The organism is Cronobacter sp. HA18006 (genome assembly GCF_011605445.1).
GTDB classification, from domain to species: domain Bacteria; phylum Pseudomonadota; class Gammaproteobacteria; order Enterobacterales; family Enterobacteriaceae; genus Cronobacter; species Cronobacter sakazakii.
On record NZ_JAANQB010000022.1, the window covers coordinates 108,234 to 123,489 of the forward strand.

13 protein-coding genes are annotated in these 15,256 nt (G+C 58.3%); 10 read left to right on the forward strand and 3 right to left on the reverse strand.

Annotated elements, in window-relative coordinates; all coding sequences use genetic code 11:
* The first annotated feature begins 140 nt into the window (after positions 1 to 140).
* The 8 genes from G9X48_RS15165 (at position 141) to G9X48_RS15200 (ending at position 10,295) form a co-directional block, all read left to right on the forward strand.
* Complete coding sequence (locus G9X48_RS15165; protein WP_004385660.1) at positions 141 to 719, forward strand: YecA family protein; 579 nt, start codon at positions 141 to 143, stop codon at positions 717 to 719.
* A gap of 23 nt (positions 720 to 742) precedes the next feature.
* A complete protein-coding gene (gene pepP / locus G9X48_RS15170; protein ID WP_004385662.1) occupies positions 743 to 2,059 on the forward strand; it encodes a Xaa-Pro aminopeptidase in 1,317 nt (438 codons plus the stop codon).
* On the forward strand, positions 2,056 to 3,234 hold the full coding sequence (gene ubiH, locus G9X48_RS15175; protein ID WP_007892622.1) for a 2-octaprenyl-6-methoxyphenyl hydroxylase: 1,179 nt from the start codon (positions 2,056 to 2,058) through the stop codon (positions 3,232 to 3,234). The genes pepP and ubiH overlap by 4 nt, the downstream gene beginning before the upstream one ends.
* Positions 3,235 to 3,244: 10 nt before the next feature.
* Positions 3,245 to 4,447 (forward strand): FAD-dependent 2-octaprenylphenol hydroxylase, encoded by a 1,203-nt coding sequence (gene ubiI, locus G9X48_RS15180; protein ID WP_097641981.1) that lies wholly within the window; start codon positions 3,245 to 3,247, stop codon positions 4,445 to 4,447.
* Positions 4,448 to 4,869: 422 nt separating this feature from the next.
* Positions 4,870 to 5,967, forward strand: coding sequence for a glycine cleavage system aminomethyltransferase GcvT (gcvT, locus tag G9X48_RS15185; RefSeq protein WP_105536293.1), 1,098 nt, complete (start codon positions 4,870 to 4,872; stop codon positions 5,965 to 5,967).
* A gap of 23 nt (positions 5,968 to 5,990) precedes the next feature.
* Positions 5,991 to 6,380: a glycine cleavage system protein GcvH gene (gene gcvH / locus G9X48_RS15190; protein ID WP_004385667.1), complete on the forward strand. Its 390-nt coding sequence runs from the start codon at positions 5,991 to 5,993 to the stop codon at positions 6,378 to 6,380.
* A gap of 129 nt (positions 6,381 to 6,509) precedes the next feature.
* Positions 6,510 to 9,383 (forward strand): aminomethyl-transferring glycine dehydrogenase, encoded by a 2,874-nt coding sequence (gene gcvP, locus G9X48_RS15195; RefSeq protein WP_097647252.1) that lies wholly within the window; start codon positions 6,510 to 6,512, stop codon positions 9,381 to 9,383.
* A 168-nt stretch (positions 9,384 to 9,551) separates the two neighbouring features.
* Positions 9,552 to 10,295, forward strand: a complete 744-nt coding sequence (locus G9X48_RS15200; protein ID WP_097647254.1) for an SDR family oxidoreductase — start codon at positions 9,552 to 9,554, stop codon at positions 10,293 to 10,295.
* Positions 10,296 to 10,436: 141 nt separating this feature from the next.
* On the opposite strand, the gene G9X48_RS15205 is transcribed toward G9X48_RS15200, so the two are convergent.
* Together G9X48_RS15205 and G9X48_RS15210 are read right to left on the reverse strand one after the other, a co-directional pair.
* Positions 10,437 to 11,870 carry a 6-phospho-beta-glucosidase gene (locus tag G9X48_RS15205; protein WP_007892604.1) on the reverse strand — a complete coding sequence of 478 codons (1,434 nt, stop codon included), beginning with the start codon at positions 11,868 to 11,870 and terminating at the stop codon, positions 10,437 to 10,439.
* Between the two features lie 151 nt (positions 11,871 to 12,021).
* On the reverse strand, positions 12,022 to 12,750 hold the full coding sequence (locus G9X48_RS15210; RefSeq protein ID WP_097641552.1) for a MurR/RpiR family transcriptional regulator: 729 nt from the start codon (positions 12,748 to 12,750) through the stop codon (positions 12,022 to 12,024).
* A 176-nt stretch (positions 12,751 to 12,926) separates the two neighbouring features.
* Here G9X48_RS15210 and yqfB point away from each other — a divergent pair, with 176 nt between their 5' ends.
* Positions 12,927 to 13,241 carry a N(4)-acetylcytidine aminohydrolase gene (yqfB, locus tag G9X48_RS15215; protein WP_097569878.1) on the forward strand — a complete coding sequence of 105 codons (315 nt, stop codon included), beginning with the start codon at positions 12,927 to 12,929 and terminating at the stop codon, positions 13,239 to 13,241.
* Between the two features lie 142 nt (positions 13,242 to 13,383).
* A complete protein-coding gene (locus G9X48_RS15220) occupies positions 13,384 to 14,037 on the forward strand; it encodes a hemolysin III family protein (RefSeq protein WP_007777939.1) in 654 nt (217 codons plus the stop codon).
* A gap of 104 nt (positions 14,038 to 14,141) precedes the next feature.
* On the opposite strand, the gene ygfZ is transcribed toward G9X48_RS15220, so the two are convergent.
* Complete coding sequence (ygfZ, locus tag G9X48_RS15225; RefSeq protein ID WP_007892600.1) at positions 14,142 to 15,131, reverse strand: tRNA-modifying protein YgfZ; 990 nt, start codon at positions 15,129 to 15,131, stop codon at positions 14,142 to 14,144.
* Positions 15,132 to 15,256 lie beyond the last annotated feature (125 nt).

Genomic DNA, 15,256 nt, shown 5'->3' on the forward strand with positions numbered 1-15,256 from the left:
CGCCAACCATTCGCGCCGGGGCTGCGAAGGGGCGACACTATAGCTACCCTGATATGAAGACACAAGCCCTTTTCTGGTATCACCAGGGCACGAAGTGGTAGCATAACACGAACTCATCCTCCCAACGACGACGAATGCGCATGTCTATACAGAACGAAATGCCTGGTTACGACGAGGTCGGCCAGTTGCTTAATCAGCAAGGCGTGGGCCTGACCCCCGCAGAAATGCATGGCCTTATCAGCGGAATCCTGTGCGGCGGCAATCATGACAGCAGCTGGCAACCGCTGCTGCACGACCTGACCAACGAGGGGCTGGCGTTCGGCCAGCAGCTCGCTCAGGCGCTGCGCCAGTTACACGCCGCCACCAGCGACACGCTGGAGGATGACGGTTTTCTGTTCCAGCTCTGGCTGCCGGACGGCGATGATGTGTCGGTGTTTGACCGCGCCGACGCGCTGGCAGGCTGGGTAAACCATTTCCTGTTAGGCCTCGGCGTCACCCAGCCGAAGCTCGACAAAATCACCGGCGAAACTGGCGAAGCCATCGACGATCTGCGCAACATCGCTCAGCTCGGCTATGACGAAGGCGAGGATCAGGAAGAGCTGGAGATGTCGCTTGAGGAGATCATCGAGTATGTGCGCGTCGCGGCGCTGCTCTGCCACGACACCTTTACGCGCCAGTCACCGACCGCGCCGGAAGTGAAAAAGCCCACGCTTCACTAACATTCGTTTACTCAGGAGGTGCAATGACACAGCAAGAGTTTCTGCGACGCCGTCAGGCGTTGCTGGCGAAAATGGCTCCGGCCAGCGCGGCGCTGATTTTCGCCGCGCCGGAAGCGACGCGCAGCGCCGACAGCGAATACCCGTACCGTCAGAACAGCGATTTCTGGTACTTCACCGGCTTCAATGAACCCGAAGCGGTGCTGGTGCTGATTAAAAGCGATGAAACGCACAGCCACAGCGTGATTTTCAACCGCCTGCGCGATAAAACCGCGGAAATCTGGTTCGGCCGTCGTCTCGGCCAGGAGGCTGCACCGGCGAAGCTTGGCGTCGACCGCGCGCTGGCGTTTAACGAAATCGACGAGCAGCTGTATCAACTGCTGAACGGGCTGGATGTGGTCTACCACGCGCAGGGCGAATATGCCTACGCCGACACCATCGTGTTCGCCGCGCTGGATAAACTGCGCCGCGGCGCGCGTCAGAACCTCTCCGCGCCCGCCACCCTCACCGACTGGCGGCCCTGGGTACACGAAATGCGCCTGTTTAAATCACCGGAAGAGCTGGCCGTTATGCGCCGCGCCGGCGAAATCAGCGCGCTGGCTCATACCCGCGCGATGCAGAAGTGCCGTCCGGGCATGTATGAATACCAGCTCGAAGGCGAAATTCTGCATGAGTTCACCCGCCACGGCGCGCGCTTTCCGTCTTACAACACCATTGTGGGCGGCGGCGAAAACGGCTGCATCCTGCATTACACCGAAAACGAAAGCCAGCTACGCGACGGTGATTTAGTGCTTATCGACGCGGGCTGTGAATACAAAGGCTACGCGGGCGATATCACTCGTACCTTCCCGGTGAACGGTAAATTCACACCCGCTCAGCGCGCAGTTTATGACATCGTGCTGGAATCGCTCGAAACCGCCCTGCGTCTTTTCCGTCCAGGCACCTCGATTCAGGATGTAACCGGCGATGTGGTGCGCGTGATGGTGAAAGGGCTTATCGGGCTCGGCATTCTGAAAGGCGACGTGGAACAGCTGGTCGCCGAAAACGCCCACCGTCCATACTTTATGCACGGGCTCAGCCACTGGTTGGGGCTGGATGTGCATGATGTCGGCTTCTATGGCCCGGATCGCTCGCGCATCCTGGCGCCAGGCATGGTCATTACCGTTGAGCCGGGGCTTTATATCGCACCGGACGCCGACGTGCCTGAAGAGTACCGCGGCATTGGCATCCGTATCGAAGACGATATCGTCATTACCGAAACCGGCAATGAGAACCTGACCGCCAGCGTGGTGAAATCGGCGGACGATATCGAAGCGCTGATGGCGGCGGCGCGTCGCTCATGAGCGTGATTATCGCCGGCGGCGGCATGGCTGGCGCGACCCTTGCGCTGGCGCTCTCTCGTTTTACTCATGGCGCGTTGCCGGTGCATCTGGTGGAAGCCAGCGCGCCGGAATCCGCCGCGCATCCGGGCTTTGACGCCCGCGCCATCGCGCTTGCCGACGGCACCTGTCGTGAGCTGGCGCGCGTTGGCGTCTGGCAGGCGCTCGCCCCCTGCGCCACGCCTATCACCACCGTTCACGTCAGCGATCGCGGCCATGCCGGTTTTGTGACGCTGAACGCGCGCGATTACCAGACGCAGGCGCTGGGGAACGTGGTGGAGCTGCACGACGCCGGGCAGCGGCTCTTCAGCCTGCTGCGTAAAGCGCCGGGTGTTCATCTGCACTGCCCGGCGCGCGTGACGGCTATTACACGTCGTGACGAGACAGTCAGCGTACAGCTTGATAACGGCGAGACGCTGGAAGGGCAATTGCTGGTCGCGGCCGACGGTTCGCGCTCGTCTATTGGCGCGCAGTGCGGCATCGAGTGGCGTCAGCAGCCTTATCATCAGGCGGCAATCATCGCGAATGTCGCGACCGCGCTGCCGCATCAGGGCCGCGCGTTCGAGCGTTTTACCGAGCACGGCCCGCTGGCGCTGTTGCCGATGTCGGGCGGTCGCAGTTCGCTCGTCTGGTGCCATCCTCTCGATAAACAGGCCGAGGTGCTCGGCTGGAGCGATGAGCGTTTCTGCCGCGAACTCCAGACCGCCTTTGGCTGGCGGCTGGGGCGCATTACGCACGCGGGCGCGCGCAGCGGTTATCCGCTCGCGTTAAGTCTCGCCTCGCGGGTGATTTCTCACCGCACGGCGCTGGTCGGCAACGCCGCCCAGACGCTGCACCCGATCGCAGGACAGGGGTTTAACCTCGGGCTTCGCGATGTCATGACGCTCGCCGAGACGCTGGCACAGGCTTTCGTGCGCGGCGAAGATATCGGCGCATATCCGGTGCTTGGCGCGTATCAACAGCGCCGCGAGCAGGATAAAGCCGCAACCATCGGCGTGACCGACGGACTGGTGCAGCTTTTCGCCAACCGCTGGTCGCCGCTGGTGGTCGGGCGCAACCTTGGCCTGATGGCAATGGATCTATTTACCCCGGCGCGTGACGCGCTGGCCAGACGCACCCTCGGTTGGGTGCCGCGCTAAGGAGTCGAATGTGCAAAGTGTAGATGTAGCGATTGTTGGCGGCGGCATGGTTGGGCTGGCAGTAGCTTGCGGGCTGGAAGGCAGCGGGCTGCGTGTCGCGGTGCTGGAGCAGCGCGCGCCGGAACCCCTGGAGGCGAGCGCACCGCCAGCGCTGCGGGTATCAGCGATTAACGCCGCCAGCGAAGCGTTACTCAAAAAGCTTGATGTCTGGGACGCCATTCTTCGCCAGCGCGCTGCCGCCTATCACGGCATGGAAGTCTGGGAGAAAGACAGTTTCGGGCGCATCGCGTTTGATGACGCGTCGTTTGGCTTCAGCCATCTCGGGCACATTATTGAAAACCAGGTGATCCACTACGCGCTGTGGCAAAAAGCGCAGCAGTGTAAATCGGTGACGCTGATGGCACCCGCGACGCTGCAGCAGGTCGCGTGGGGAGAAAACGAAGCCTTCCTTACGCTTGAAGACGGCAACATGCTGACGGCGCGTCTGGTTATCGGCGCAGATGGCGCGAACTCCTGGCTGCGCACGAAAGCGGAAATTCCGCTGACATCCTGGGATTATCAGCATCATGCGCTGGTCGCCACGATCCGCACCGATGAGCCGCATGGCGGCGTGGCGCGCCAGGTGTTCCACGGCGACGGTATTCTGGCGTTTTTGCCGCTAAGCGACCCGCATCTGTGTTCCATCGTCTGGTCGCTTTCGCCTCAGGAAGCCGACCGGATGCAGCAGGCACCGGTGTCGGCGTTTAATCAGGCGCTCTGTGTGGCGTTCGATAATCGTCTCGGCTTATGCTCGCTTGAAAGCGGTCGCCAGGTCTTTCCGCTCACCGGGCGCTATGCGCGCCAGTTTGCCGCGCACCGTCTGGCGCTGGTCGGCGACGCGGCGCACACCATCCATCCGCTGGCCGGGCAGGGCGTTAACCTTGGCTTTATGGATGCCGCCGAACTGATAAGCGAACTGCGCCGTCTGCAACAGCAGGGCAAAGATATCGGCCAGCACCTTTATCTGCGCCGCTACGAGCGCAGCCGTAAACATGCCGCCGCGATGATGCTGGCGGGCATGCAGGGTTTCCGCGAACTTTTCTCCGGTGCTAACCCGGCGAAAAAGCTGCTGCGCGATCTGGGCTTAACGCTTGCCGATAAATTGCCGGGCGTTAAACCGCAGCTGATTCGTCAGGCGATGGGGCTTAATGACCTGCCGGAGTGGTTGCGTTAACTGCGTCACACTTCTCTTTCCGGCGCACGGAAAGAGAAGTCTCTCCCCGTTTGAAATATTCTAATTTCACCCTCTTTTTCGGATTAGTTTTTTTAATCTCTGGATTTTTCGCTTTCCATTATTTTTCCTTCAAAACAGCGTTTTCTGCCCGGTTATTTTGAAAATGCGGCAAAGCGTTAGCGTTTTGACGGCACCTGAAACCATTCAGGCAGTGTTTCATGCTGCGCCGTGAAAAAGGATTTTGCGCCATAAGCTAATCTGATGACACAGCCTGGCTTATGGTTTACGCCCTCGTTCGGTGATAAGTTCAGACGCAAGTTAACGTTTGCGTCGCCGCCGGGATCGGCGTCGGCGCCGGGTTTCATTCAGCGCGTTGCGCCGTTCGAAACCCACACCAACCCGGCTGACAGGATGAGGAAAAGATGGCTCAACAAACCCCGTTGTATGAACAGCACAACCTCTGCGGCGCGCGCATGGTGGATTTCCACGGCTGGATGATGCCGCTGCATTACGGCTCGCAGATTGATGAGCACCATGCGGTGCGTAACGACGCGGGGATGTTTGATGTCTCCCATATGACCATTGTCGACCTGCGCGGCGCGCGTACCCGCGACTTCCTCCGCTACCTGCTGGCAAACGATGTGGCAAAGCTCACCCAGCCGGGCAAAGCGCTCTACACCGCCATGCTCAACGCCTCCGGCGGCGTGATTGACGACCTGATTGTCTACTTCATGACCGAAGACTATTTCCGCCTGGTCGTGAACTCCGCCACCCGTGAAAAAGACCTCGCCTGGATTAACGAGCACGGCGAGCCGTATGGCGTGTCCGTCACGGTGCGCGACGATCTTTCCCTTATCGCCGTCCAGGGGCCGAACGCGAAGGCGAAAGCCGCCACGCTCTTTACCGACGCGCAGCGTAAAGCCACAGAAGGCATGAAGCCGTTTTTCGGCGTGCAGGCGGATGACCTGTTTATCGCCACCACTGGCTACACCGGCGAGGCGGGCTATGAAATCGCGATGCCGAATGAAAAAGCGGCCGGGTTCTGGAGCCAGCTTGTGGAAGCGGGCGTCAAACCGTGCGGGCTTGGCGCGCGCGATACGCTGCGCCTTGAGGCGGGCATGAACCTTTATGGCCAGGAGATGGACGAAGGCGTTTCGCCGCTCGCCGCCAATATGGGCTGGACGATCGCCTGGCAGCCGGAAGACCGCGCGTTTATCGGTCGCGATGCGCTGGAAGCCCAGCGTGAGAACGGCACGGAACAGCTGGTTGGTCTGGTGATGACAGAAAAAGGCGTGCTGCGCGGCGAGCTGCCGGTGCGTTTTACCGATGATCAGGGCAACGCCCGCGAAGGCATCATTACCAGCGGCACCTTCTCGCCAACGCTTGGCTACAGCATTGCGCTGGCTCGCGTTCCTGCGGGTATCGGCGATACTGCCATTGTGCAGATCCGCAACCGCGAAATGCCTGTGAAAGTCACTAAACCTATTTTCGTGCGCGCCGGTAAGCCGGTCACGCAGTAAGTTTTGTTATCAGGAGAGAAGCAATGAGCAATGTGCCAAACGAACTGAAATACAGCAAAGAACACGAATGGCTGCGTAAAGAAGCTGACGGCACTTACACCGTCGGGATCACCGAGCACGCGCAGGAACTGCTGGGCGACATGGTGTTTGTCGATCTGCCGGACGTCGGCACGACCGTTAACGCGGGCGATGACTGCGCCGTCGCGGAATCCGTCAAAGCCGCCTCCGACATCTACGCGCCGGTCAGCGGCGAGATTGTGGCCGTCAACGACGCGCTGAGCGATTCACCGGAACTGGTTAACAGCGAGCCGTACGGCCAGGGCTGGATCTTCAAAATCAAAGCCAGTGACGAGGCCGAAGTGGCTGCGCTGCTGGATGCCAGCGCGTATGAAGCGCTGTTAGAAGACGAGTAATTCACGGACCTCGCCCCTGCGTAACGTCAGGGGCAGGCGCGGGCGCGCTTCGCCAGCGCCGCTCCCGCCGGGAGCACGACTGACCATCGCATTTATTTGCCTCACTGCACGTTTCAGGAAATATCGCCCATGACCCAGACCCTGAGCCACCTGGAAAATCGCGACGCTTTTATCGAGCGCCATATCGGACCGGGTGTTGACCAGCAGCAGGAGATGCTGCGCACCGTTGGCGCGGACTCGCTGGATGCGCTGATTTCGCAAATCGTTCCTGCGGATATCCAGCTTGCGACGCCGCCTGATGTCGGCGATGCCGCCACCGAATTCGCCGCGCTGGCGGAGCTCAAAGCCATCGCCGGGCGCAACAAGCGCTTTAAAAACTATATCGGCATGGGCTACACCGCAGTCCACACGCCGCCGGTTATTCTGCGCAATATGCTGGAGAATCCGGGCTGGTACACGGCCTATACGCCGTATCAGCCGGAGGTGTCGCAGGGGCGTCTGGAAGCGCTTTTGAACTTCCAGCAGGTGACGCTGGATCTGACCGGGCTTGATATCGCCTCCGCCTCGCTGCTCGATGAAGCCACCGCGGCGGCGGAAGCCATGGCGATGGCCAAACGCGTCAGCAAACTGAAAAACGCCAACCGTTTCTTCGTAGCCGCGGATGTGCATCCGCAGACGCTGGATGTGGTTCGCACCCGCGCAGAAACGTTCGGCTTTGAAGTGATCGTCGATGACGCGCCAAAGGCGCTCGATCATCAGGATCTCTTCGGCGTGCTGTTGCAGCAGGTCGGCACCACCGGCGAAGTGCATGACTACCGCGAACTGATTAGCGAGCTGAAATCCCGCAAAGTGATTGTGAGCGTGGCGGCCGATTTTATGGCGCTGGTGCTCCTGACCGCGCCTGGCAAACAGGGTGCGGATATCGTTTTCGGCTCCGCCCAGCGTTTTGGCGTGCCGATGGGCTACGGCGGCCCACACGCCGCGTTCTTTGCCGCCAGCGATGAATTTAAACGCTCTATGCCGGGGCGCATTATCGGCGTGTCGAAAGACGCCGCCGGGCGCACCGCGCTGCGTATGGCGATGCAGACCCGCGAGCAACACATTCGCCGCGAGAAAGCGAACTCCAATATTTGTACCTCTCAGGTGCTGCTGGCCAATATCGCAAGCCTCTACGCCGTGTTCCACGGCCCGGCAGGGCTGAAGCGCATCGCCAGCCGCATTCACCGCTTCGCCGATATTCTGGCGGCGGGCCTGCAACACAAAGGGCTGAAACTGCGTCACGCGACCTGGTTCGATACGCTGTGCGTCGAGGTGGCGGATAAAGCCACTGTTCTGGCGCGCGCCGAGGCCAGTGAAATCAACCTGCGCAGCGATATTCCGGGCGCAGTGGGCATCACCCTTGATGAAACCACAACCCGCGCCGATGTGCAGGCGCTGCTGCGCGTGGTCACGGGCGAGGACGCGACGTTTGATATCGACGCGCTGGATAAAGAGGTGGCGCATGACAGCCGCTCCATTCCGGCCGCAATGCTGCGTGATGACGCTATCCTGACGCATCCGGTCTTTAACCGCTATCACAGCGAAACCGAGATGATGCGCTATATGCACAGCCTCGAGCGTAAAGATCTGGCGCTGAACCAGGCAATGATCCCGCTTGGCTCCTGCACCATGAAACTCAACGCGGCGGCGGAAATGATCCCGATCACCTGGCCGGAATTCGCCGAACTGCATCCGTTCTGTCCAGCGGATCAGGCGGAAGGGTATCTGCAGATGATTGGGCAGCTCTCCGACTGGCTGGTGAAACTCACTGGTTATGACGCGCTCTGCATGCAGCCGAACTCCGGCGCGCAGGGGGAATACGCGGGCCTGCTGGCGATTCGCCATTATCACGAGAGCCGCAACGAAGGCCATCGCGATATCTGCCTTATCCCGAGCTCCGCCCACGGCACCAACCCGGCTTCTGCACAGATGGCGGGGATGCAGGTGGTAGTGGTCGCCTGTGATAAACAGGGCAACATCGATCTCGCCGATCTGCGTGCCAAAGCCGAAACGGCGGGCGATAAGCTCTCCTGCATTATGGTGACGTACCCGTCCACCCACGGCGTGTATGAAGAAACCATCCGCGAGGTGTGCGACATCGTGCATCAGTACGGCGGCCAGGTTTACCTCGACGGTGCCAACATGAACGCCCAGGTAGGCATTACTTCGCCGGGTTACATCGGGGCGGATGTGTCGCACCTTAACCTGCATAAAACGTTCTGCATTCCGCACGGCGGCGGCGGCCCGGGCATGGGCCCGATTGGCGTGAAAGCGCATCTGGCGCCGTTTGTGCCGGGCCACAGCGTGGTGCAGATTGAAGGCATGCTGACCTCGCAGGGCGCGGTTTCCGCCGCGCCTTTCGGCAGCGCGTCGATTCTGCCGATTAGCTGGATGTATATCCGCATGATGGGCTCGCAGGGGCTGAAAAAAGCGAGCCAGACGGCCATCCTCAACGCGAACTACATCGCAAGCCGCCTGAAAGACGCCTATCCGGTGCTCTACACCGGCCGTGATGGCCGCGTGGCGCACGAATGTATTCTGGATATTCGTCCGCTGAAAGAGGCGACCGGTATCAGCGAGCTCGATATTGCCAAGCGTCTTATCGACTACGGTTTCCACGCGCCGACCATGTCCTTCCCTGTCGCGGGTACGCTGATGGTTGAACCGACCGAATCGGAAAGCAAAGATGAGCTGGACCGCTTTATCGACGCGATGCTGGCTATTCGTGGCGAAATTGACCGCGTGGCGCAGGGCGAATGGCCGCAGGACGACAACCCGCTGGTGAACGCGCCGCACGTGCAGCGCGAACTGGCGCAGGAGTGGGAGCACGCCTATAGCCGCGAGCTGGCAGCTTTCCCGGCGGGCTTTGAGAATAAATACTGGCCGACCGTGAAGCGTCTTGATGACGTCTACGGCGACCGTAATCTGTTCTGCTCCTGCGTGCCGATGAGCGAGTATCAGTAACGTCAGGTATTAAAAAACAGACCACAGAGGGCGCTCCGGCGCCCTTTTTTATTCTGTAGCACCCGTTTTTATAGCCACACTACCTGATTGGTAGAGTGTTCCTGTGGCGCGCGGATGGGTAAGGTACCGCAAGCTTTCTGTATCCCATACCATGAAAAGGAGAGAAGTATGTCCGTTGCACTTATCACCGGCGCGAGCCGCGGCATTGGCAGAGCGACGGCGCTTCTGCTGGGCGCGCAGGGCTACACCGTGGCGGTCAATTATCTGCATAACGCCGCGGCGGCACAGGAGGTGGTTGAGCGCATCGTGGCGAGCGGCGGGCGTGCGTTTGCCATTCAGGCCGACATCAGCGACGAGCCGCAGGTGATGGCCATGTTCCGAGAGATTGATGAGCGGGGCGAGCCGCTGGGTGCCCTGGTCAATAACGCGGGCGTGCTGTTTACCCAGTGTATGACGGAGAACCTGACGGCGGAGCGTATCAACAAAGTGCTGACGACCAACGTAACGGGCTACTTTCTGTGCTGCCGTGAGGCCGTGAAGCGTATGGCGCATCATCACGGCGGGCAGGGCGGCGCGATTGTCAATGTGTCGTCCGCCGCCTCGCGGCTTGGCGCGCCCGGCGAATATGTCGATTACGCGGCATCAAAAGGGGCGGTGGATTCGCTGACCATCGGGTTGTCGCTGGAGGTGGCGGCGCAGGGTATCCGCGTCAACGGCGTGCGTCCGGGCCTTATTTATACCGATATTCATGCCAGCGGCGGCGAGCCGGGGCGCGTTGACCGTGTGAAATCCGCCCTGCCGATGCAGCGCGGCGGTCAACCGGAAGAGGTGGCGGAAGCGATCGCCTGGTTGTTGAGTGATAAAGCCTCGTACGTGACGGGGAGTTTTCTCGATCTCGCTGGCGGGAAATAGGGGCGTTTAAGGCGGGTGCGCTGCGCTTACCCGCCCTACGTTCGGCCAAACGCTATTGTAGGGTGGGTAAGCGCAGCGCACCCACCGGGATAGCTGTGCCACGGCTGCAAACCTGGCGCAACTCTCCGCGGTAACATCACATCAAAGCGTCTCGCCGTTGCTCGCAATCACCGCTTTATACCAGGCAAAACTCTTCTTGCGCGAGCGCGACATATCGCCCGTACCGTCGTCGTGCTTATTCACATAAATAAAGCCGTAGCGTTTGCTGTACTGTCCGGTGGTAAACGACACGCAGTCGATACAGCCCCACGGCGTATAGCCCATCAGATCGACGCCATCATACGTCACTGCTTTCATCATCTGCTCAATGTGGGCGCGCAGATAATCGATGCGGTAATCGTCATTAATGCTGCCATCCGCTTCCACGTTGTCATACGCGCCGAAGCCGTTCTCCACAATGAACAGCGGCTTCTGATAACGCTCGTAAAGCTCGCACAGCGCGTAGCGCAGGCCCACAGGGTCAATCTGCCAGCCCCAGTCGGAGGCTTTCACATGCGGGTTCGGCACGCTGCCCTGGAAACCGCTCAGCGCATCGCCGCTGCCGCCGTCGGCTTTCACTGCGTTGGTCATGTAATAGCTGAAACCCAGGTAATCGCAGCAGCCTTCGCGCAGGATTTGCGCGTCGCCTTCTTCCATTTTGATATTGAAACCACGGCGCTCCCACTCGTTCAGCACGTAAGAGGGGTAGTAACCGCGCAACTGAACGTCGGTAAACACATAACGCTCGCGCATCGATTCCTGCGCATACATCACGTCTTCCGGTTTGCAGGAGAACGGATAGAGCGGCACCATCGCCAGCATGCAGCCGATTTGCATCTCCGGGTTGATGCGATGGCCGATTTTCACCGCCATAGCGCTCGCCACGAACTGATGATGCAGCACCTGATACATTGTCTCTTCCGGGTTGTCGTGCTCGGTGTAAACGACGCCGGAACAGCAGTAGCCGAACAGCGGCGCGCGCCAGTTGCGCTGGTTGTTGATCTCGTTAAAGGTCATCCAGTATTTGACCTTATTCTTGTAGCGCTCAAACACCACTTCGGCGAAGCGGACAAAGAAATCCACCACTTTGCGGTTGGTCCAGCCGCCATACTGCTTCACCAGATGCAGCGGCATTTCAAAGTGAGAAAGCGTAATCACCGGTTCGATATTGTATTTCAACAGCTCATCGAACATGTCGTCGTAGAACTGAAGGCCCGCTTCGTTAGGCTGCGTCTCGTCGCCGTTGGGGAAAATGCGCGTCCAGGCGATCGATGTGCGGAAACACTTAAAACCCATTTCGGCGAAGAGCTTAATGTCTTCTTTGTAATGACCGTAAAAGTCGACGGCTTCATGGTTCGGATAATATTTGCCCGGTACAACCTCCTGCGTAATTTCACGCGGTACGCCATGCGCGCCGCCGGTCAGGACGTCACAGATACTTGGTCCTTTGCCGCCCTGATCCCAGCCGCCTTCTACCTGATGCGCCGCGACCGCGCCGCCCCATAAAAAGTCTTTCGGTAATTTAAGCTGTTTCATCGTGTCATCTCATTAACAGAAATAGTAAAAGGGAATAATAACGATAAAGTTATTGAGGCTGATTGCGAGTCTAACAAAGGAAAAAGAAATGTCACGCTATAACAAATAGCGTATGGCGTGATTTGTTACAAATGAAAAACAGTGTGTTTTTTTATGCGATTTTTTTCGCCAGCTTGCGGCCGAGCGTTTCGAGAATATAAATAACAGGGATTTGCGTCGTAATGTCATACACGCCCGCGATACGCGTTTGCGGAATATGCCAAGAGAGATTAAAGTCCGCGAGTTTCGCCAGCGATGAGTTCTCGTGGCTGGTCACAGAGAGCACTTTGCAGTGATGCAGGCTAAACTGGCTGGCAAAACGCAGGATCTCTTCTGTCTCGCCAGACACTGAAAGCACAATCGCCAGCGCATTTTTCGCCATATCACTGGTCACCGGGAAATAGGGATCATCGATATGGTTACTGAATTTACCCACGTTTGAGAAGAATCGTGCACCATATTTAGCAAGCGCGCCGGAGGTTCCTGCACCAACGAAAATAATACGCTCAGACTGTAAAATAATGTCGGTCGCCCGATCCAGTAGCGCGTCAAATTCATCATTATTTACGCTGCGGAAAAAGCTAATTATTTCGCTGGCACCAAAATTGGCCTGCTGCGGTTCATTTTGTTCCAGATATAATTTAAAGCGTACGCGGAATTCAGAATATCCATCGCAATTCATCTTGCGGCAAAAACGCAGCACGGTGGTGGTGGAGACGCCTGCCGCATCCGCCAGTTCGCGAATGGTCATGTACATGACCTTATCACGGTTTTTGACCACAAAATTGTAAACCATCATCTCAAGATTATTGAGGCTGGCGACAGCGGAATGGGTAAACATCGTCACGGCGCAACATCCTTTGGTCAAAGCGTTCGGGCTCCGGCACGGGCACTCTCAGCCGCATCGGTTCGCTTATGCTGCCATAATTTACGCAGGCGCGCGTCACTCTTTGCGCCGCGAATAGCGCCTGCGCGCCATCAGACTTATCATAGGCCGTTACTTTTGAGAGAGAGACAATGAAAAACGACATCACGTTTTATACCCGTTTCCAGCAGGACATCCTGGCGGGCACGAAGACCATTACCATCCGTGACGGGAGCGAAGCGCACTTCACGCCAGGCCAGCGGCTGCGCACCGGCCGTTATGAAGATAATGGCTACTTCTGCACGCTTGAGGTTCTGAGCGTGACGCCGGTCACGTTAGCACAGTTGGATGAGGAACACGCGCGGCAGGAGAACATGACGCTGGCTGAACTCAAAAAAGTTATCACTGACATTTATCCGGGAATAAATGAGCTGTATGTGATTGCTTTTAAAAAGGTTGAAGGGTAACGCCCGGCGTTGCGGCGAACGTTGAACAAGACGGTAACGGACTGTCACAGATTTATTTTAGCGAACAGGTGTTCACTGGAATCATTCTCAGTTAGGCTATGTGGGCTGCGTTTTTTTTATTCAGTTTTACCGGAGTCGCCACATGGTTCGTAAACCATTACTTGCGCAGGGATATTCACTGGCTGAGGAGATAGCCAACAGCATCAGTCACGGGATTGGACTGGTGTTCGGGATAGTCGGACTTGTTCTGTTACTTGTTCAGGCCGTGGACAGCAATGCCAGCGCCACCGCCATTACCAGTTACAGCCTCTATGGCGGCAGCATGATTTTGCTGTTTCTCGCCTCGACGCTGTACCACGCCATACCGCATGCGCGCGCCAAAACCTGGCTTAAAAAGTTTGACCACTGCGCGATTTATCTATTGATTGCAGGCACTTATACGCCGTTTTTGCTGGTAGGGCTGAAATCCTCACTGGCACACGGCCTGATGATTGTCATCTGGAGCCTGGCGCTGCTTGGCATCCTGTTTAAGCTCACAATCGCACATCGCTTCAAAGTGCTGTCGCTGGTCACTTATCTGACGATGGGCTGGCTGTCGTTGGTGGTGATTTATCAGATGGTGATGAAACTCGCGCCTGGCAGCGTCACGCTGCTCGCGGCAGGGGGCATTATCTATTCGCTGGGCGTCATTTTTTATGTCTGTAAGCGGATCCCGTACAATCACGCCATCTGGCACGGCTTCGTGCTGGGCGGCAGCGTTTGCCATTTTCTGGCCATTTACCTCTACATTCGCTGAGGATTGCGCGCTGCGCAAATCGCTTCACTCACTCCCTCGAAGACCCACCGCCAGGCGGCAGATGCCCCTGGCGGCGTGACTGCTTTTATAAAGCCATCAGACGGTTACGCTTCTTCAAGCGAGTAGGGCAGCGGTTCGATGTGCAACGTATGCGCACCGCTCTCTTCGCGAACGCGGAAGAGCGTACCGGCTTCCAGATCGTTATTCATCACTACCTGCGCCAGCAGACGCCCGTCATCCAGCTGTACAGCGGCAAGCACGGTGCCGGTGCGACGCCAGTTCTCACCCATCTGCATTTCGATATCTTCGCCAGGCTGCGGCACACGGCTGCCGTGGCCTGCCAGATACCAGAGCGCGCGTTTATTCGCACCGCGGAATTTTGCCCGTGCCACCATCTCCTGGCCTGCATAACAGCCTTTTTTGAAGCTGATGCCGCCCAGCGCCTGAATGTTGGTTGCCTGTGGAATAAACTGATTGCTGTTCGGCGCGTCGATCACCGGGAAACCGGCTTCGATATCAAGCGCCAGCCACTGCGCGCTGGCGTTGAGCTGCGCTTCGCCATGGAGTTTGTCACTCAGCTGGCTTGCGGTTTCAGCATCAGTAATCACCATAAAACGCTCTGCCGGCAGGCCGAACCACAAAAGTGTGGTGGCACCGTCCACGACACGCGGATTCTGCTCATCCGGTAGCGTAGCGAAATGGTTCGCCAGCGCCGCACGCGCCTGGAAACCGGCTACACCCAGCAGCACGGCGTCGTCGTTCGGCGCGATGGTGACTTTTGAGAACACCGCATATTTTTTCATTTCCGCGAGCTGCGTGTCACGCACGCTGCGGCGTTCAATCCAGGCGAAACCGTCGCCATGACGGAACAGGCGCAGGTTGCTCCACATTTTGCCTTTGGCATCGCAGTGCGCCACCAGCAGATGCTGATTCTCGCCAAGCTCGGTAACGTCCGCCGTCACCTGGCCCTGCAAATATTTTTCGCTGTCCGGGCCCGTTATCGTCGCCAGCGCCCAGTCTTCCAGCGAAATGAGCGTCAGCGGCAGGCGCGCGCTGGCGGCTGGCTGACGGGGAGGAAATGGAGTAAATGCCATAAATAAAGTCCCAGTGTGCTATCGCAATAATGCTCCACATGAGTGGAGAGATAGCTTCATATTGTTAAAGAGCGGGCGAAGTTTGCAAGCCTTTTAGCATTCCCTTTTGTGCCGTTAATGCATTC

Coding starts and splice junctions, on each gene's coding strand:
- G9X48_RS15165 (WP_004385660.1), top strand. CDS start 141: ATGTCTATACAGAACGAAATGCCTGGTTACGACGAGGTCGGCCAGTTG.
- pepP (WP_004385662.1), top strand. CDS start 743: ATGACACAGCAAGAGTTTCTGCGACGCCGTCAGGCGTTGCTGGCGAAA.
- ubiH (WP_007892622.1), top strand. CDS start 2,056: ATGAGCGTGATTATCGCCGGCGGCGGCATGGCTGGCGCGACCCTTGCG.
- gcvT (WP_105536293.1), top strand. CDS start 4,870: ATGGCTCAACAAACCCCGTTGTATGAACAGCACAACCTCTGCGGCGCG.
- gcvH (WP_004385667.1), top strand. CDS start 5,991: ATGAGCAATGTGCCAAACGAACTGAAATACAGCAAAGAACACGAATGG.
- gcvP (WP_097647252.1), top strand. CDS start 6,510: ATGACCCAGACCCTGAGCCACCTGGAAAATCGCGACGCTTTTATCGAG.
- G9X48_RS15200 (WP_097647254.1), top strand. CDS start 9,552: ATGTCCGTTGCACTTATCACCGGCGCGAGCCGCGGCATTGGCAGAGCG.
- G9X48_RS15205 (WP_007892604.1), bottom strand. CDS start 11,870: ATGAAACAGCTTAAATTACCGAAAGACTTTTTATGGGGCGGCGCGGTC.
- G9X48_RS15210 (WP_097641552.1), bottom strand. CDS start 12,750: ATGTTTACCCATTCCGCTGTCGCCAGCCTCAATAATCTTGAGATGATG.
- yqfB (WP_097569878.1), top strand. CDS start 12,927: ATGAAAAACGACATCACGTTTTATACCCGTTTCCAGCAGGACATCCTG.
- G9X48_RS15220 (WP_007777939.1), top strand. CDS start 13,384: ATGGTTCGTAAACCATTACTTGCGCAGGGATATTCACTGGCTGAGGAG.
- ygfZ (WP_007892600.1), bottom strand. CDS start 15,131: ATGGCATTTACTCCATTTCCTCCCCGTCAGCCAGCCGCCAGCGCGCGC.